The sequence below is a fragment of the Bacillus sp. NEAU-CP5 genome, from assembly GCF_026420705.1.
GTDB classification, from domain to species: Bacteria; Bacillota; Bacilli; order Bacillales; family Bacillaceae; genus Bacillus; species Bacillus velezensis.
Genome location: NZ_JAPMOV010000002.1, coordinates 559608 through 577920 on the forward strand (window position 1 = coordinate 559608; position 18313 = coordinate 577920).

The window sequence follows — 18313 nt, forward strand, 5'->3', positions numbered from 1 at the left end:
AACGTGTCCCCTTTTATAAAAAATCATTCTCTGCATCAAATGATGCACATCACCCGCTTCCCGCTTGTTTTTGTCCAAACCCGGGTGCCAGCCGTTTCTCATCAAACGGCAAATGCTGATAAATCAAATACGCTTATCGGACAGCTTATTTTAATAGAAGGAGATAGATTTGTGCTGTATACTATTTGAAAAAGAGGTGAACGTGCAGATGATAAAAAAGGGATTCAGTCTTGCCGTCATCATTGCTGTCGTGATGATCGGCTTTATGCAAAAAGACGTCTGGCTCAGCATGATTCGCGCGGGCGGCATGTACGCCGTGCTTATGAGTATCCTTCTGGTCGCAGCTGACGTATTTTTTCCGATCGTTCCATTCGCCATTATCGCGGCCTTAAACGGAGCGGTTTTCGGGATTGTAAACGGGGTGTGGATTACATTGTCAGGCGCGATGCTCGGAACAATGGCATTGTTTTTTCTCGTCCGGTACGGATTCAGAGACTGGGCCAGAAAAAAGCTGCTGGCTTACCCGGCCGCGGCCCAATATGAAGATTCATTTCATCAGCACGCGTTTACGGCGGTGCTTTTCGGGCGGCTGATTCCGATTATACCGTCGCTTGCCATGAATACCGTCTGCGGGCTGAGTAATATCCGATGGCCGATCTTTTTTTCTGCGTCGGTGCTCGGCAAAATTCCGAACATTGTGATCGTGACGGTCGCAGGCGCTTCATTTACAAGCAACAAACTGCTGTCTTTCGGGATTTACGGAATGTATATGCTCGTCTTAATGGCGGTCATTTATAAGAAGTTTCCCGGACTTTTAAAAACAACGAAAAAATGAAGCGCGTACCGCCCCCTATTCCGGCGGTACGGCTCCTCTCATTCTGAACCGACCACTACCATATTTTTCTTTCTATAAAATGACAAAGCCGCTCTGAAAAACTGACTCACGTATTGATGCAGTTTCGTTCCGCACCCCCTTCCCCTCTGCTGCTCAGCAATATAGTAAAGGTGCACATAACCGATTTTTTGGCTGCGGTAAAATTTGATGGAAGCTTAAAGCTGTCCGATCGGCTGCCCGTTATGAAAAAGCAGCATAAAACCGTCGGGAAAGCATTTGATTTGGGATGACAGCCACCTGAGATATTCATCCTTATTAAAATGATCCGCCGTGCCAAAGCTGACGAAAAACGAATCCTCACGAAATGAAACGGCCGTCTCTTTATGTTTGTTTAAATTGATCCGCTTGAAATACATCAGAAGTCCTCCTTTTTGCGGCCGCAAATAAGAACGAGCATAAAACGGCTGCCAACGCCAGCATAACAGCAGCGCCTGCGATGACAATGCCGCGGACGGAAGAACTGACAGAAGCCGCTCCGAAAAACGCCGTTACCACTATAATGAAGATAGCTTCGACTAATGAATAAAAGCTCCCCACTCTTCCCATGATGTCCACCGGAACATTCTTTTGATAAAACGTCAGAAAGCCTGTATTGGCAAACGCCAGAAAAAAAGCGAGAAGGAAAAATCCGAAAGCAGCCGTCCAAAAAACGTCAGAAAACGCATAAATCATATATCCGGCCGCTGTGAATAAAGAGCCCATTCCCATCAATAAAGAAGCCGGCATTTTTTTATTAAAGAACACATTGACAAGCGCTCCCGCAATAATGCCTGCCCCTGAGACACTGACGAGAAAACCGTAATCGGCATCAGTCAGCTGAAGAACCTCTTTTGCAAAAGCGGCTTCAAGCGAATCAAGCGCTGATGGCATAACGGTCATGACCAGACTGAATAAAAAATAAATGATCATGACGTTACGCGCTGTTCGGCTGAAGCGATAGACGAGCTTCCAATCTTCTTTGTATATTGCCAAAGAAAGCTTCTGTGCGGGAGAATGTACGTGAGGCCCATTTTCAAGGTTCGGCAGCATCATCGTAATGAAACCGGACAGCACTAAAGCCGCCGCATTCACCCAAATCGCAAAAATCGGCGTGCCGGCAATAAAAAGCAGCCCGGCCGCAGCCGGTCCGAGGAGAAAAGCCCCTGATTCCGACAAAGCCCTTAGTGAATTGAATCGTTTTCTCCTTTCAGCCGGGATAAGCATCGTCACATACGCCATGGAACACGGACGAAACATCGCATTGGCCATTTGAATCAAAAATACGATACAATAAACGGAAAATAAAGACCGTGCAGTAAACATCAGCGGCAGAACGGCAATGAATGCAGCCCGGATGAAATCAAGCGACATCATCATATTCCGTTTGTTGCACCGGTCGATGATGCTCCCCGCCCACCCATTTGTCATCAAAACAGCCGCAGGCCTGATTAAATAAAGGATGGAAACCGCAAAAGCAGACCCCGTTTCTTTTAAGACAATAAGATTAAGAGACAAAAAATAAATCCATTCACCAATATTTGCTATCCCGATTCCGGTTAACAGAAGCATCGGGTACCGCCAAGACTTCAGGTTTTTCATCTTATCCCTCCCTTAGAAATAAAAAACGCCCTCAAGACAATAAAGTCTTGAGGACGGGAAACAGCCCGCTATGCCACCTCAATTCGGTTTGGTGCCGGCCTTGCCGGGTACAAAGCTTACTCGGTAACAGGAGTATCCGCCGCATCATCCTCGTGTTGCATGATTCCGATGCGAAGCTAAGAGGTTTGTTTCAACACATCCATTCATACTCCTTCACAGCTCCCGGAGCTCTCTGTCATGAATGATATCTGTCTACTCGTCTCTTCAGCGCTTTTCGGTTATATTGTTTTCACCCTTACTTTTTTTAACAATATACAGGCTCAATCAGCAAAAATCAAGAGGCTGTAAGAAATAAAACCCGATTTTGATTAATTTCCCTGTACAGACACAAACAGCCCTACCGACACATACAGTTACATATAGGCGATTGCCTACATAACTTTGTGGAGGTGAGGACGGTGACAGGTGTTTTTGCAGCGCTCGGGTTTATTGTGAAAGAACTTGTGTTTTTAGTATCATACGTGAAAAATAATGCCTTTCCACAACCGCTCTCAAGTAATGAGGAGAAAAAATACTTAGACCTTATGGCTGAAGGAGATGAACACGCCCGGAACATGCTGATCGAACATAATCTCCGTTTAGTCGCCCATATTGTGAAAAAATTCGAAAACACGGGAGAGGACGCAGAAGATCTGATCTCCATCGGTACAATCGGGCTGATCAAAGGAATTGAAAGCTACTCAGCCGGAAAAGGCACGAAGCTTGCCACATATGCCGCACGATGTATTGAAAATGAGATTTTAATGCATCTGCGCGCATTGAAAAAAACGAAAAAAGACGTCTCCCTTCATGATCCGATCGGCCAGGATAAAGAAGGGAATGAAATAAGCCTGATCGATGTCCTCAAGTCGGAAAGCGAAGATGTGATCGACACTATTCAGCTCAACATGGAACTTGAAAAGGTCAAAAAATATATCGACATTTTAGACGACCGCGAAAAAGAAGTCATCGTCGGCCGCTTCGGGCTTGATTTAAAAAAAGAAAAAACGCAGCGCGAGATCGCAAAGGAGCTCGGCATTTCAAGGAGTTATGTGTCGCGGATTGAAAAACGCGCATTGATGAAGATGTTCCATGAGTTTTATCGAGCGGAAAAGGAGAAGCGGAAGAAGAAGGGAAAGTGAGCGAAAAGCCGGATCTGACATCCCGGCTTTTTCTGCATTTTAGGACATTGCTCCTCAAGTATAACTTCAGGATTTAAAAATAAAACATAACAAATGAATAGAATTAGTACAATCGTTAACCTTTTTAATAATTTTTTATTGATATTTAATCCCTTCAACATAGCCCTCCCTTTTTAACAATCCATTTCATTTGGGCTCCCCCTATCATTGAATGTATTTCCTACGAAAAATGATTTTGAACCTCATAGGAACCCTTACATGACAGGGTTTTTGTTGTTTTTTCATTGTTTATCAAGACCTAAAGCAAAAGAACTTGCTAATTCTCAAATACATCCACCAAATTTTCAATGTTAGTTTGTTTTTCATACATACTAATAATAAAAATAAAACCTAGTTGAAACTTTACAAGACAAGCTGAATTGACTATAGTCTAATTAGACTAAAATATTGATGTAAAGAAGTGAAAAATTAAATGATAAAGTCTTTTTTAATGTTGGGGCAGTCGAATATGGCGGGCCGTGGATTTTTGAATGAAGTAGACCCTATCTATAATGAAAAAATAAAAATGCTGCGCAATGGACAGTGGCAGATGATGACAGAGCCGATTAATTACGACCGTCCGGTTTCCGGCGTTGGCTTGGCGGCATCTTTTGCAGATGCTTGGTCGAAAGCTCATCCCGATGAAGAAATTGGCTTGATCCCTTGTGCGGAAGGCGGCAGTTCATTGAATGACTGGCATCCGGAAGGCATCCTTTTTCAGCATGCTTTGTCCGAAGCCCGCTTCGCCCTCCAGTCCAGTCAAATTTGCGGAATCCTTTGGCACCAAGGTGAGAGTGACAGTTATCGTTCGCTGCATGAAACTTATTACGAGAAATTAACTCTTATCATCGAGACGCTAAGAAACGAGTTGAAACTTGATGAGGTACCGTTGATTATTGGAGGGCTTGGTGACTTTCTTGGGAAGACTGGTTTTGGACAGCACGCGACTGAATTTCGACAGGTTAATGAACAATTGCTGCATTTTGCTAATGAACAACAGAATTGTTATTTTGTTACTGCGGCAGGTCTGACTGCGAATCCTGATGGCATTCATTTTGACGCAGTTTCACAACGCAAATTCGGTTACCGCTATTTCGAGGCTTTTTCGGAAAAGCACCATATCCTGAAACCCATTTCGGGAGAGGAGCAATCACTGAAAGTGAATGGTGACTATTCTAAAACAGAACAGATTTACCTTCATAGTATGGATTTGGCTTCGGGTAAAATCACGTACGCGGAATTTGAGGCGCGGATGGCGAAGGTGATGAAACCATGATTCCCTTACTTATCCTTGGCTTACTCATCCAAAACCCCGGAGCTCACGGCTATGAACTTCTGGCTTTAATGGAAAAACGTCATTACAAATACATTGTTAACTTCACGAAAGGTTCATTTTATTACAATCTGCAGCAACTTGAAGAAAAGTGTTTGATTGAACAGATTCAGCAGAAACCCTCAACCAGCGGGCGTGAAATCCGTCACTTTAACGTCACAGATTCGGGAAGGGCAGAATTTGAAAAATTAATGATCAAATACGGCACCAAATCGGAATATGTGAACCTGCAATTTTATGGGGCGTTACTCTTTGCCGATGAATTCGACAAAAGTAAATTACTGGATCTGATCCAATCACAAATCGATCAGACTAAAACTCGAATCGAGCTCCTTGACGAATACCTGTCCATCACTCAAGAAATTCCCGGCACAATCAATTACTTTCGCCGTATGAACGAAAATTCCCGTTCACATCACTTGGTTAATTTAGAGTGGTTCGAGAAATTGAAAGCAGAAATAGAGTGAACTATTGCATAATAAAAAATGCAATGTTACATATATAAGAATATTAGTTACCTACATATAAAACCTGTGTCGCAGATATCTAGTAACACCATTGATACAGGTTTTATACTCCTTCTTTAATTAAACCAGTAATAGGGTTGTCAACACTTGCCCCCAACAAGAGCAAGTGAATCTGCTGCGTGTTCTTCTTTTTCAATCCGTATGAATAACCGCTTTTTACACCTATTCAGTATTCAAGTAAGTCATAGGACATTTCAGTGGCGTATCGGTATAAAGTGAACTAATTTATTAATGTTCAACAACAGAATTTCGTCTATTGACAATAAAGAATGCACAAATCATTGCAAGAATGGCCATCGCCCACCAGAACGTTGAGATCGCCTGATCATGATCGATGATTATCAAACGAATGACAGCCGTGATGCCAATATAAATAAAGTAGCGAAGCGGGAAATGAAAGTCTGATTTGAAGTATTTGATAATCAAAGCAATGAACTCAAAATACATGAAGAATATAAGCAGTTCCCCAAGCATCTCATAATAGCTGTCCACTTTGTTGAACAGTGACTTGTATACGAATTGCACAATGTACCATGTCTCGCTGATCAGAAGTCCGCTTAAGGCTATCGCCAGGAAGAACAGGCAGACATTGAGAAGCGCTTGTAACAGGTAAGGCGCCTTTTTAAAATTGTTGGAAAATCTCATCTTGTTGTCTCCTATTTCAATATTTTCGTCGTTTTGATCCGCAGCCTACATCTTTCTGTTCCAAAATCGCAGCACGATGCAGTACTTGGAATTCTTTTGTATACTGTGAAACTGCCCCTGCATGCGCGACATCATTCGCGCAATGCTTCTTTCACCGAGTCCGTTGCTTTCCGGCGTTACATCCGCAAGTTTAATCGTATTGCTAATATGAATCTCAAATATTTCTTGATCCGATACAAACGTGATGCTGATTTCTTCTTCCGGATCTGCGTATTTAAATAAGTTTGACATCACATTATCAAATACACGACCAAGCTCCTCCAAATTCACGTTAATATAGGTTTCCGGAAACTCGCCTGAAATATGGACCCGGAAATGCTCCTGATGAAGGATAGCAATCTGATCTGATATTAGATCGTAGATCACTTCTTTCACTGCAACGGTCTCCAGGTCGGCCCCATGTTCCTTATTCAGCAGGAAGTATGCAAACAGATTGTCAGACAAGTTTTTTAATTGCAGTGCTTTACCATAAGCATTGGCTACATAACTATCTTTGCTGGCACCCGCTTCGCCCCCTTCTTTTTTGGCAAACTCCAGATTCATGATCAGCGACGTCAGCGGTGTGCGCATATCGTGCGACATTTCGGTAACCAGGCTGCGGCTCTCTGCTTGCAATTCCTCGATCGCTTTAAGTTTGTCCAAGAAAGCTTTCCGCAGATCCTCAATGCTCTTTGCAATCATCGCTAATTCATCATGCCCTTTTATCGTCATCTCGTAGTCCAGCTGGCCCCCTTCAAGAATATGAATCTCTTGGTGAAGCGTTTTAAGGTAGCGAAGACTTTGGCGAATGCCCAAGAGAACAATGATTAAAAAGATGAGGGTTGCACCGAGCAAATCCAATGTAAAGGCCAGATCATAATATCGGGAAGAGTAGAAACCGTCGATAATGACTCGTCCTTCACCATCGCTGAACTTGACAGGATGTGAATGATTTTGAGCATACTGAGTCAGCTTTTCTTTTCCATAATCGGATTCGGAATAAACGGAATCATATTGCAGCTCCTGATCCTTGAATATGGTGAGGTTAATGTAATTTTCTTTTTTGACCCACTCGCCAAACGCTTTTCTATCCGATGTAGACAACCCATTTTCTGAAACGTACTGACTGAATTTTTGAATGTATCTCGCTGACTCCTTGTGATAATACTCATCCGAACTCAGATATCCCTCGATCAGATCATCTGTAATCTTTTGCAACGTCAGAAAGATCACACCGCTCACAATCGCAGCAACCATGATCAGCAAAGCCAGTTTTTTGGTTAGCGTGAATTTACGATGTGCCAAATCGATATCCTCTTCCCCATTCAGTTTTTATATAAACCGGACGTGCCGGATCATCCTCAATTTTGGAGCGCAGTTTCCGAATATGCACCATCACCGTATTGTTAGAACAGTAAAAGTAAGGCTGTCCCCACACACTCTCATATATATTTTGAGCAGAAAATATTTTGTTGCGTTTGCTCATCAAAAGTTTCAGGATACGATATTCCAGATCTGACAGCTTGATTTGCTGCTCCTCTTTCCAAACCTCATTAAATTCTTCGCTCACTCTCAGTTTGCCCCCGATAAGAAATGTTTCTTCCTGTTCCTTCTTTTCCTGATAGATTGTATATCTGCGTAATTGGGCAATCACTCTAGCGTGAAGTTCCTCTTCCGAGAAGGGTTTAGTCATATAATCATCGCCGCCGGCGAGTAATCCCTCAGTTTTATCGAGTGTACTCGATCTGGCCGTCAGAAACAGAATTGGGACGTTAGAGGTTTCCCTGATGTGCTGACAGGTTTCGATTCCCGAAATGCCTGGCATCATAATATCCAAAATAACCAAATCAAGCGAATCATTCACAAGTTGCAATGCTCGCTTTCCATCCTTGGCTCTTAGCACCTCGTAGCCTGCTCGCATAAGGGATTCCTCCAAAAGATCACCAATATCATGATCATCCTCTACGACTAATATTCGATGGGTCATGCCTCTTTCACCTCATGATTCTTGATGTTATTTCTCGTGTGACCTTACTATATATCATTCATAAGTAACGTACGTTATAAGATACTACGTAAATCTTAACAGTTTATGAAAGCTGATGTCCGCCACAATTTTGTCACATTTTTAAAAAAATGATGAACCTTCATAAATTGTTAAGATTCTGTCTTTATATTTATCCATTGTAAGGCTCGAGTTTTTCAGATCCGCACTGCACATTGCAATGGTAAATGGGAAAGGAGTATTGATATGATTGTACAAAAAGAAGAACGCGGGCAACCAGTGAGTCTGCGGGAACGGGTTCATTTTCTGGATATCGTACGTGGATTTGCCTTGCTTGGCATTATTATTGTCAACTATTTTCTGATCGTAGATTCAGTAAAGGGATTCGAAATGGCCTCCGATGACGTCCTGCACAATCTGGTTTCCTGGTTTGCCGAAGGGAAATTCGTTACATTATTCTCCTTCTTGTTCGGAGTTGGGTTTATGATCTTTATGGATCGAGCCGCGCAGAAGGTAGATAGTCCCAACAAGCTGTTTGCCCGTAGGTTATCTATCCTGTTGGGATTTGGCATTTTGCACATCACATTTGTTTGGGTCGGTGACATATTGACCTTTTACGCCGTAAGCGGCTTCCTGTTACTCGCCTTCTATCAACGCACGGCCAAAACGGTACTTAGATGGATTATCGCACTTATCGTGTTTCAATTCCTGACTCCTGTTTTCACAATGTTGTACAATGTCATCAATACTGCAGGGTCAAAAAACCCGAATTTTTCAGAGTTTACTTTGTTTAGCCACACAAGCCTTACCTACATGGAATCCATCAGCACTCGGTGGACAGATATGGTCACGATGGCGGCTGGCTCTTTCTCTATGATCTATTCCATGTTTCTCATGTTTCTGCTGGGCGTGTACTTTGTTAAGATGGAATTTTTCAAAGACATGGAAGCAAAAAAGTTCATATGGAAGCGTATCTGGATCATCAGCACAATCGCTTTTCTAATAACACAAAGCAGTATATTACTAGACATGTTTAATCTTTCTGAGAATATGCTGTGGAAGGACATTTCCTCTGTCTTGGGTCAAAATGGCGGCTTAACCGGAAGTATGTTTTATATGAGCACTTTTGCAATGCTGTTTCTATACGTTCCTCAGCTGCGAGGCCCTATGATGATATTCACCAAAGTCGGACGGATGTCATTGACCTGTTATCTGCTTCACTCTATCATTGGAACAGTTCTGTTCCTCAGGTACGGATTCGGGCTTGCCGATCATATTCAATCCGCCGGCACGTTCATGTTCAGTCTGGCCGTGTACTTCGTGCTTATGAGCTTTAGTACATTGTGGTTGAAACGGTTTAAGTACGGTCCGATGGAATTGATATGGCGCAAGCTGACGTACGGCAATGTAAACGGAAGTCCCAAAGCGACTCCGCTGCATTCGGAAAAATCAATTCCGAAATAACCCCTTTGCACAGATTGCATGACTTCAAATTAGTTGTTGAGAGAGTGGGCATTAAACGGACAGATTTGATATATATACTAGTTATTTTCATATCATTTAGGTTTCTTTGGGCTAATAAATTCACCGGAGTTTACTCAATGTGCATTGCTCATGATCGAATTTGAATCTTTTACGCATGTTCATAGGCAAAGGCGCCACATTCGACTATTTTTGCAACTTTTCGCAGGTAAAGTTTGAGAATGATTGCAAATCCCGCGTACCACACTTAATACGGCAGTGAACGATAGTAAATAAGAGTTACATGCAGCTTGTTTTCCAAGGAAACAAAGAAAAAGACATCATACAAAAAGACAGGAGAAAGCTTTTGAAGTATTTTAACGCCAAATTTACCGCGGAAGAAAAAGCGGCAGAGCAGCTGGAATGTTTTACTGAACGACTGGGCTCGTTATTTCAGCAACTGAGGGAGTGAGCAATCATGAAAACAAAAAAGGAACCAAAAGTTATTCTGAAACCAGCAAAGGAATCTGATCTGCCAGAATTCCAAAAAAAATTACAAGAAGCCTTTGCGATCGCCGTGATTGAAACGTTCGGTGATTGCGAAGATGGACCGATTCCATCGGACAATGATGTTCAGGAGTCTTTCGACGCTCCCGGAGCAGTCGTATATCATATTCTTCGGGATGGTGAGAAGGTAGGTGGTGCAGTAGTACGTATCAACAGCGAAACACATCATAATTCGCTAGATTTATTCTATGTATCTCCAGAACATCACAGCCAGGGGATTGGTCTTTCTGCTTGGAAAGCCATAGAAGCACAGTATCCGGATACTGTGCTTTGGGAAACCGTGACACCTTATTTTGAAAAGCGAAATATCAACTTCTATGTGAATAAGTGCGGATTCCATATCGTAGAGTTCTACAATGAACATCACTCTGATCCGCATATGCATCGCAATGGACGCGAAGATGACAAGCCCCTGCCGGATGATGATGACTTTTTCAGATTTGTAAAGATTATGAAAAAAAAGGACTAAACAATTGAACACTGCGATATGCCGCAGAAAGTTGCCGGTAACTTTTTTAAAGATATTTGTTTGGATCGAAAAAATTCTAAGTTAACCAATAATTCCCTATGTTTACAGAGTTGATTAATAAACGATACGAGGGATAAACGGATAAAGCCTTCCCCTTCTTTTTGAGGAGAAAGTATTAAAAGGCGGAAAGCCCTTCTCGTTATGAGAGGGCTTGAATTTGGTCTGAAAATGAAATGGAGAACTTAACGAAGAACAAATCACTTCTCTATTGTGGGATGCTGCCGAAAATAAATCACTTCACAACAGAGAAACTGAAAGCGGTATAAAAAAACAGCTCCGTTAAAATGGCCGGAACTGCCTTTGACTTTTGGATTTTGCAGTTATCTCCATCCGTTAGTTTGAATTCAGATAATCCAAGACACGATCAACTCTTTCATTGACTGAGTAATCTCCTTCAATTTTTAGCAATGGACAAGATAAATCTGCCATCCAATGTTCGTGTAAAGCTTTGCTTCTAACTTCCATTCCGGCATTATCATATAAAGAAGCCCACTCTAAAAATGTTTTTGATTGTTCATATTTACTGCCGCCGGCTAACACTTCGTTTCCATAACGCTGAAATTCCCTCTGCCTTAATCTCTCAAGCCGTATATCTTGCGGAATCCATAAGAAGATGACAAGGTCAAAATAACTTTTTAGATCATCGCCCCAGCCGCAAACTGCGCCAGAAAGAATCCATTTCTCATTTATTGTCAAGTCTTTTTCAAGCAACTTTCTTCTTTCAGGAATTTCTCTTTTCTTAGTGAATTTATCTGTCCAATAGTAATCATCAGTATCAAGATGCGTATGAGGCAAATGCTTTGATAATGCAACACCCAATGTTGAAGTTCCGACTCCGGAGGCTCCCAGTATGTGAATATTTTTTTTCATAGTTCCCTCTCCTTATAAAGCAACGAAACTCCCTGTCCGCTGCACAAGGTTCTTACTATTATTTTAATATAAATCCCCAAAAACCTTTACTATGCCAAGGGAATCCAAATGCGTGTTAAAACCATACTGCTTACGAACTTCATGGTCATTTTCAAACAGAATAATTAACTTTTCTCTCCGGCCTATTTTAATATCCTCGTACACTTTCTCAAAAGTCTCGATTGGCAGTGAAAACTTGGTTGTTTTCTCGTTACGATAATTGATCATAATCTCAATTTGATTATTTTTTTGTTCAAACTCAATAAGTGCATTCTCCCATTTATCTCTGATTGAAATGATACAATTTCCAGTTTTCTTTTCCTTTTTCTTATAAATGTAATTCACTTTAACTCCCCTTTCATTGATCGCCAAAAGGTTTCGGAATAAGGAAGCTCCTCAAAAAAAGGATCAAAACTTCTATCAAGTTTGATCCTTTTCCCTTTTAGTCATTTCTTCGCGAACGTTTATAGACATTCACGGTTACCAGCCAGCTCATAACAACGATTCCTGCAAAAAGAATGAGCATATTACTGTACAAATAAGCGGAATGATCAGCGTTAACAGGCAGCAGCCTTTGATTCAGCAAGCGGATCGATAATAAACCGCCTGCAATCGAAATACCCGTCCCTTCTGATAAAAAGCTTGTAAAATTAAGCAGACTCATTCCGGCGCCGGCTTCCTTTTGTTTCAAACTGCCAGACACAATTGTAGATATAACCGTTTTTGTGAAGGAGAGCCCCCCAAAAACAAAAACGATTATAACGGTCATGAGCCAAGGTGCCGCATCTATGAAAAAGGCAGCGATTAAAAAACTGGAAGACATCAATGCAATCCCAATGGTCAGCACATATAAAGAACCTTTCCGATCAACAAGCCATCCTCCAATGTAACCGAAGATGATGACGCTCATTGTCCCGGGGAACATAATCCCGCTTCCAATTGCCGCAGTACTTAAATGGTGAACATCTTTCATCATATAAGGAACCATAGACACAAATCCTGCTGCAGTGCCGAATATCAGGCCTCCGCAAAGGGCGCCCATCATAAACAAGACATTTTTCCCCAGTGCAGGGTCAACAAAGGGATTTTGAGTTTTCCTAATATGTTTCACAAATATCAGGAAAGCTAGAATACTGATGATCAGAAAAGACATTCTATATGACGTTGTAAACAGCAGCAAAAATACGATGCCTGCAGACATTAATATAATCCCCGTCATATCAAAGCGCCCGCTGATTCTTTCTTCCTTTTCCAGCAATTTCATCAGGAATGGAACGGTGATAACTGTTGCTGTCGGAATAAGCAGCAAATATGACCAGTGAATATAATGAGCGATCATTCCGCCAATAGCTGGTCCGGCGCCTTCCCCCATTGCCACCAGCGACCCGATCAGACCAAATGCTTTACCCCTGTTTTCTTTCGGAATATAGCGTATTACTGCAACCATCACAAGAGCCGGGAATGCGGCTGCACCAGCCCCTTGAATAAATCGGGCCAGAATGAGTACAGGAAAGAAAGAGTGTCCGACAAATCCAATGATCGATCCGAAGCCATTTACCATAATTCCAAATAGGAGCAGCTTTTTGATGCCCAGTTGATCTGATAACTTCCCATACAGAGCAGTTCCGATGGAAAAGGTTAACATAAAGGCCGTGTTCACCCAGTTTGCACTCGCTGGCAGTTTATGAAAATCGTTGGCGATATCAGGCAGCGAGACGTTCAAAACCATTTCATTGAATACGCTGAAAAATGACAGAACACAAAGCCAAATGAACACTTGGTTGTGCCGTAAAGCTGACTGTGAATAAGGCGTATTCACAACTTTCCCTCCATTAATGAGGGCAGACGCAGTTTATAGGGCCATTGATACGCTTCCCTCTTTTAATTGGACCCTGTTCATTTTTTTGCACTTCATCCATAACTCCCCCTGCATTGATTGATATACCTTATTATAAATCCTCAAGCCGATGTTTTGAATACTTCGCGACACACACCCGCTAAATGACGAAACATCAAATACTGTTATCTTTAAAATTTACAGTACCAAAAAACCGCAATTTCATTTGCTGTTGAAAAATTGGAATAAAGCATTGTATCGACCGCTCCTATGACAAAGTTATTTTTGGCATAAAAATGACAAGCTGAAACATTAATATCTTGTGTTTCAAGCATAAGACCGCATAAATGATTCTCCTTTGCCCACTCAATCGCTTTATGTAATAAAGCCGTCCCGACACCAGTTTTTCTATAATCTTTTGCAACGGCAATGTCTTCAATCAGTGCGTATCCATTCCAATTAGAACGAAGCTTACTCCGGCCGACACAGTCGGTCTCTGCGTAATAAAAAAAGACAGCTTTATCCTCTTCTTCAATATAACTGACATCAATGTCTTCATCGTCATATTTTTTGACATAAGGTTCAGCAAATTTCTCCTCTGTATATGTCCAAACATTGTCCTCAAATGAAGGGATGATTCTCCCTGAAACAACGAAAGGTTCGTTTGGTTTATTGAAGTCTTTCATATTGAATCGCGTCATTTTAGTTATCATCATAATCACCTTTCTGCATTTATTGACCTTTTAATTTACATCTTTTGAACTGTTGATTCGGCGGCATGTCATGGATACCGGTTTAATAACGCTAAAAAACAAAAAAGATACCAACATCGATTGGTATCATCTATTCATCCGAGCCCTTACAACAACATCCTATTTCGGAGCTTCCAAACCAAATGTTGTCCATTCCTCTTTTGCCGGACCATAAATACCCGGAACAGGTAAACCTGCTTGTCTCATAAGGACAGTCATTTGTCCTCGATGATGATTTTGATGTTGAATTAAAAACAGCAAAAGTGAACCATTCGGCAATTGCTGACCAATAAAGTTGACACATTCTTGAAGTGTATCGTCAGTCCATTGCGTTTTTAACGCCTGTACAAATGCATTACTGGCTTGATGATAACTCTCAGCAATAAACCGCGCCGATGCAGGAACAGGATAATCTTCAGCCGGAGCGTGAAACGTTAAATCTGTGTTTGAGGTAATGATGTGAATGGCCGCGACAGTATGCCATGCAATACGGCCTAAAGTCCAATGTTGTGAAGTGATTTCTTGTTTAAGCGATTCATCAGTCAGATGATTCAGCAGTTTCTGTGTCGCATCGGCTTCGAACTCCCAAGATTTCAAAAAATGGTCTAAGGTTTGAAACATAAAAATCCTCCTTATCTTTTTTTGTTTTTCTATGTATCTACAGTTCAATTATAGTGCTCCGTTTAGTTAAAAAAGAACAAAACGAAGACAGACATTCTCAACAGAAGCATAACAGATAACTCTATACTTCTTTTTCTTCAATCGACAAAAAAAGGATAGCTGTTCAAGCAGGATTCTTCTGTCTAATATTTTCTCTTTGCAAAAGTCCATATCGTCTTAGTGATTGAACCGGAGACAAAACAGCTCCCCGTCATCATAGCCACCCAAATAAAAAATGTCGGCTCGGCACCTATTACAATAAACATGAATATCAAGGACAAAATGAAGACAATAACAACCATCATCCATACTTTTTTAAAGATGAAATACCCTAATATCCCTAACAGAAAAGAAGCTGCCGGAAGAAAAATAAGAATGATATACGCGGGACTCAACAGCGGGCTAATACAAACACCTCACAATTTATTTAAAAACGAGGAAGTTCCTACTTTTTGTCTGATATGAAGTGATTTTTTTCATCTTGATATTATGCCGTTTCATTCATTTTATACATATTATACCAATGTCATCGAGTCAAATATAGATATTTATTCATTTTTAACATATTTTAGGTAAATCAGGAGTGAATTAAAGTCTGAGAATAGCCCGCTTTTTCTTTCCCTAGTAAGTCCTGCCGCATTGATTTTAGCCCATCATTGTTTTTGCAGCGCTAATATTCTCATAATCGTATGCATGACGCTGCTATCCTCATTTGATTTGATGACAAAGTGCGCCGCATCTTTTATTTCGTCAATGGCATTCTTAACCGCAAAGCTGTAGGATGCCGCTTCCATCAATTCTTTGTCATTGCGGCCGTCTCCGAACGCCATTGTTTCATCAGCCGAAACCCCTAATAATCGCTGCAGTTCTTGTACTGTTGTTCCTTTATGTATTCCGATATTTGATATGTCCATCCAGGTATCCTCTGATGCTACGATATATAATTGGTGAAAAAATTCATGCAGCTTTTCTCTCGTTTCCGGACAGTTGGCGTCGGGATCATGAACCGTAATCTTGATAAAATCGTCTTTTATCTCAGTAAAATCAGTTATTTTCGTTACATGTGCATAAGAGGCATTTACATATTTCATCTCACTTTCAGACAGATTTTCTTTTACGATCGCGCCATTTTTTGTGCATGCGATAATGCTATGCCCGCAGCTGATTTTTTCTAAAGCGCCTATAATTGACAGTCCCGCATCATTGCTGATCAAAGATTCATATACGAATTTGCCGTTCTTTTTTATACGTGTGGCACTGTCTCCTAAAATCCAAAAATCTTTCGCGTCTTCTCCGAATAAAGCTTCCACCCTTTCACACTGCTTCCCGGTGCAGATGGCGAAAGCGACATGCTGTTCCTCCATTACTCGTTTTGTCTTTTCAAATAACGTTCTGTCAAAATCGCCTTGATTATTTAAAAATGTGCCGTCTAAATCCGTAATCACTAATTTAATCATCGTTCAGCACCTCCGCAGTTAAAATGTCTTTTTCAGACAAAGGGTTTTTCACATTTGAGAATGGAATCAATCGCATTTAAGACCCCTTCTTCATTGTTTGATTGCGTGATATACGCGGCAGCCTGTTTAATGCTTTCCTGCGCATTATCCATAGCGACTCCGTATTTCACGGCAGACACCATCTCCAAATCATTGCCGCTGTCTCCGAAGGCCGCGCATTCTTCATCATTTATCCCCCATTGTTTCTGGAGAAGCTTAATCCCGCTTGCTTTATGAAGCCCCGGTATGATCAGATCTATGTCACCGTGCCCGCTTGATACAGGCGTAACGAAAGACCCGATTGCGTTTTTTAAATGGCTCAGAAGTGCGGAACAATGTTCGGCGGGAAAGCTGATGGAAAATTTCAAAATGTGATCATCGATGTTTTCAAAATGCGGCACCCTTTTTAACACATAATAATACTTACTGGCATGCAGATATTCATCTTCACTGGCATTTTCATGAATATACGCGCTTTTTTTTCCGCAGACAATGACGTTTTTCACCTCATACTGCTCTAAAGCACAGATCACTGCTTTTATAGTGTCTTCAGACATGTTACCCGCGAATAATTCTTCTCCGGCATTCACGACGAAAGCGCCATTCTCGGCAACGAAAGCGATTTCACTTTCGATCTCCGGAAAAAAGGATGTAAGCTGCGCATATTGGTTTCCGCTTGCTACGGCAAATTTAATTCCCTGCGCTTTTAATTCACGATACTGATTCATAAAACGCTCTTTGTTATATGCCATTTCATCATTCAAAAACGTTCCGTCCATATCAACCGCTATCAGTTTGATACTCATATTGTCCTCCTTTTTTCGGCCGCTTTTGTCAGAGACCCTTGAAGAGATCACGCATAAAGCGTATGAACGAATTATATCCGCAGTTGTTTTGCGCCGTAAATCATTGGCTGACGTCTTGTTTTGAATGACACAAAAAGTGATTTGTCACATAAATATAACACTATGTTTCTTTTAAAAATGATATGTTACGATTAGATGTACATTCACCATTCTCATAAAAAGGAGAATCCCCCTGCATGTTCACACACGAAATGATTGCTTCATTTAACGAGCTTGAAACTTCTTTATACAACTACATCTCCCAAAACAGCGAGAAAGTCGTCTATATGCGAATCCGTGAATTGGCAAATGAAACCCATGTATCTACGGCTTCTATTTTACGTTTCTGCAAAAAAATAAACTGTGAAGGGTTTTCGGAGTTTAAGGTGAAGCTGAAAATGTATACGGAGGCAAATAAAAAAACGATTTTAAAGAGTCCCCACCATTCCGTTGCCGAGTTTTTTGAAAGAACAGTAAGCGGAGGGATGGAAGAAAAGCTGAAGGAAGCAGCAGCCCTTGCGGCCGATGCAGAAAGCGTCATTTTTATCGGAGTGGGAAGTTCGGGAATTCTCGCCGAATACGGAGCCAGATATTTTTCGTGCTTAGGGAAACTTTCAATGTATATTAAAGATCCTTACTTTCCGGCCCATTCCCATTTCCGTCATAACAGCATCACGATCGCATTATCGGTTTCAGGTGAAGGAGATTCTACGGTGACTCATCTGAATCAGCTAAAACAAGAAGGCAGCCGGGTCATCAGTATTACAAATCATAAACATTCAACCATTGCCAAAATGTCCGATGTGAATATTTCATATTACGTGACGGAAGAATGGGTTGAAAATGCGAATGTCACCACCCAAATCCCCGCTATGTACATACTTGAATCGATGGCTCGGGAGATATACAAATTGAGAGAATAAATTCAGGAACGAACCACTGATACGCAGGAAATTTCGGTATTTTTGCAAAAGTGATGAGAAACCCTTCTCTGATGCAAGAGAAGGGTTTTGAG

Annotated in this window: 22 protein-coding genes and 1 pseudogene; 8 read left to right on the forward strand and 15 right to left on the reverse strand. The window is 41.3% G+C overall.

Annotation, left to right across the window (positions count from 1 at the left end):
• Positions 1-208: 208 nt before the first annotated feature.
• On the forward strand, positions 209-835 hold the full coding sequence (locus OTK50_RS07945) for a TVP38/TMEM64 family protein (protein WP_012118035.1): 627 nt from the start codon (positions 209-211) through the stop codon (positions 833-835).
• A gap of 38 nt (positions 836-873) precedes the next feature.
• On the opposite strand, the gene OTK50_RS19855 is transcribed toward OTK50_RS07945, so the two are convergent.
• Genes OTK50_RS19855 through OTK50_RS07955 form a run of 3 tightly spaced genes read right to left on the reverse strand, consistent with a single transcriptional unit; the run spans position 874 to position 2473 of the window.
• Positions 874-1011: a hypothetical protein gene (locus OTK50_RS19855; protein ID WP_323135091.1), complete on the reverse strand. Its 138-nt coding sequence runs from the start codon at positions 1009-1011 to the stop codon at positions 874-876.
• Positions 1012-1050: 39 nt separating this feature from the next.
• Positions 1051-1251 (reverse strand): hypothetical protein, encoded by a 201-nt coding sequence (locus OTK50_RS07950; RefSeq protein ID WP_224223681.1) that lies wholly within the window; start codon positions 1249-1251, stop codon positions 1051-1053.
• Positions 1217-2473 (reverse strand): MFS transporter, encoded by a 1257-nt coding sequence (locus OTK50_RS07955; RefSeq protein WP_224223682.1) that lies wholly within the window; start codon positions 2471-2473, stop codon positions 1217-1219. The genes OTK50_RS07950 and OTK50_RS07955 overlap by 35 nt, the downstream gene beginning before the upstream one ends.
• 458 nt (positions 2474-2931) lie before the next feature.
• Here OTK50_RS07955 and sigK point away from each other — a divergent pair, with 458 nt between their 5' ends.
• The 3 genes from sigK (at position 2932) to OTK50_RS07970 (ending at position 5493) form a co-directional block, all read left to right on the forward strand.
• Complete coding sequence (sigK, locus tag OTK50_RS07960; RefSeq protein ID WP_029326062.1) at positions 2932-3654, forward strand: RNA polymerase sporulation sigma factor SigK; 723 nt, start codon at positions 2932-2934, stop codon at positions 3652-3654.
• 472 nt (positions 3655-4126) lie between these two features.
• Positions 4127-4969: a sialate O-acetylesterase gene (locus tag OTK50_RS07965; protein WP_224223683.1), complete on the forward strand. Its 843-nt coding sequence runs from the start codon at positions 4127-4129 to the stop codon at positions 4967-4969.
• The gene (locus OTK50_RS07970; protein ID WP_224223684.1) at positions 4966-5493 is read left to right on the forward strand and encodes a PadR family transcriptional regulator; all 528 of its coding nucleotides are present in this window, start codon (positions 4966-4968) and stop codon (positions 5491-5493) included. Before OTK50_RS07965 ends, OTK50_RS07970 begins: the two co-directional genes overlap by 4 nt.
• Positions 5494-5781: 288 nt before the next feature.
• Here the strand turns inward: OTK50_RS07970 and psiE are convergent, their stop codons facing one another.
• The 3 genes from psiE to yrkP are packed head-to-tail and all read right to left on the reverse strand — an operon-like array spanning position 5782 to position 8224.
• On the reverse strand, positions 5782-6198 hold the full coding sequence (gene psiE / locus OTK50_RS07975; RefSeq protein WP_012118039.1) for a phosphate-starvation-inducible protein PsiE: 417 nt from the start codon (positions 6196-6198) through the stop codon (positions 5782-5784).
• A gap of 45 nt (positions 6199-6243) precedes the next feature.
• Entirely contained in the window at positions 6244-7542 is a 1299-nt protein-coding gene (gene yrkQ / locus OTK50_RS07980) for a two-component system sensor histidine kinase YrkQ (protein ID WP_224223685.1), read from the reverse strand.
• Positions 7529-8224, reverse strand: coding sequence for a two-component response regulator YrkP (gene yrkP / locus OTK50_RS07985; RefSeq protein ID WP_015417875.1), 696 nt, complete (start codon positions 8222-8224; stop codon positions 7529-7531). Before yrkP ends, yrkQ begins: the two co-directional genes overlap by 14 nt.
• Positions 8225-8488: 264 nt before the next feature.
• Here yrkP and OTK50_RS07990 point away from each other — a divergent pair, with 264 nt between their 5' ends.
• The 3 genes from OTK50_RS07990 (at position 8489) to OTK50_RS08000 (ending at position 10739) form a co-directional block, all read left to right on the forward strand.
• Complete coding sequence (locus OTK50_RS07990) at positions 8489-9706, forward strand: DUF418 domain-containing protein (protein ID WP_045208306.1); 1218 nt, start codon at positions 8489-8491, stop codon at positions 9704-9706.
• A complete protein-coding gene (locus OTK50_RS07995) occupies positions 9625-9870 on the forward strand; it encodes a hypothetical protein (RefSeq protein ID WP_129192912.1) in 246 nt (81 codons plus the stop codon). Before OTK50_RS07990 ends, OTK50_RS07995 begins: the two co-directional genes overlap by 82 nt.
• Positions 9871-10181: 311 nt before the next feature.
• Positions 10182-10739 (forward strand): GNAT family N-acetyltransferase, encoded by a 558-nt coding sequence (locus OTK50_RS08000; RefSeq protein WP_045208308.1) that lies wholly within the window; start codon positions 10182-10184, stop codon positions 10737-10739.
• A gap of 393 nt (positions 10740-11132) precedes the next feature.
• Here OTK50_RS08000 and OTK50_RS08005 read toward each other — a convergent pair whose 3' ends face one another.
• From OTK50_RS08005 to OTK50_RS08040, 9 genes and pseudogenes are all read right to left on the reverse strand, one after another.
• Positions 11133-11669 (reverse strand): AAA family ATPase, encoded by a 537-nt coding sequence (locus OTK50_RS08005; protein WP_038459287.1) that lies wholly within the window; start codon positions 11667-11669, stop codon positions 11133-11135.
• Positions 11670-11840: 171 nt separating this feature from the next.
• Positions 11841-12053 (reverse strand): annotated as a pseudogene (locus OTK50_RS08010) (hypothetical protein); the annotation flags it as partial.
• Positions 12054-12150: 97 nt separating this feature from the next.
• A complete protein-coding gene (tet, locus tag OTK50_RS08015) occupies positions 12151-13527 on the reverse strand; it encodes a Tet(L)/Tet(K)/Tet(45) family tetracycline efflux MFS transporter (protein WP_045208309.1) in 1377 nt (458 codons plus the stop codon).
• Between the two features lie 33 nt (positions 13528-13560).
• The gene (locus OTK50_RS19925; RefSeq protein ID WP_134816631.1) at positions 13561-13623 is read right to left on the reverse strand and encodes a tetracycline resistance efflux system leader peptide; all 63 of its coding nucleotides are present in this window, start codon (positions 13621-13623) and stop codon (positions 13561-13563) included.
• 113 nt (positions 13624-13736) lie between these two features.
• Positions 13737-14258 carry a streptothricin N-acetyltransferase SatA gene (gene satA, locus OTK50_RS08020; protein ID WP_224223686.1) on the reverse strand — a complete coding sequence of 174 codons (522 nt, stop codon included), beginning with the start codon at positions 14256-14258 and terminating at the stop codon, positions 13737-13739.
• Positions 14259-14417: 159 nt separating this feature from the next.
• Complete coding sequence (locus OTK50_RS08025; protein ID WP_014418445.1) at positions 14418-14918, reverse strand: DinB family protein; 501 nt, start codon at positions 14916-14918, stop codon at positions 14418-14420.
• Between the two features lie 182 nt (positions 14919-15100).
• The gene (locus OTK50_RS08030; RefSeq protein WP_025285029.1) at positions 15101-15352 is read right to left on the reverse strand and encodes a DUF2651 family protein; all 252 of its coding nucleotides are present in this window, start codon (positions 15350-15352) and stop codon (positions 15101-15103) included.
• A gap of 258 nt (positions 15353-15610) precedes the next feature.
• Positions 15611-16414 carry an HAD-IIB family hydrolase gene (locus OTK50_RS08035; RefSeq protein WP_266121855.1) on the reverse strand — a complete coding sequence of 268 codons (804 nt, stop codon included), beginning with the start codon at positions 16412-16414 and terminating at the stop codon, positions 15611-15613.
• 32 nt (positions 16415-16446) lie between these two features.
• Positions 16447-17259 carry a Cof-type HAD-IIB family hydrolase gene (locus OTK50_RS08040; RefSeq protein ID WP_266121856.1) on the reverse strand — a complete coding sequence of 271 codons (813 nt, stop codon included), beginning with the start codon at positions 17257-17259 and terminating at the stop codon, positions 16447-16449.
• A 236-nt stretch (positions 17260-17495) separates the two neighbouring features.
• Here OTK50_RS08040 and OTK50_RS08045 point away from each other — a divergent pair, with 236 nt between their 5' ends.
• The gene (locus OTK50_RS08045) at positions 17496-18221 is read left to right on the forward strand and encodes a MurR/RpiR family transcriptional regulator (RefSeq protein ID WP_007612737.1); all 726 of its coding nucleotides are present in this window, start codon (positions 17496-17498) and stop codon (positions 18219-18221) included.
• Positions 18222-18313 lie beyond the last annotated feature (92 nt).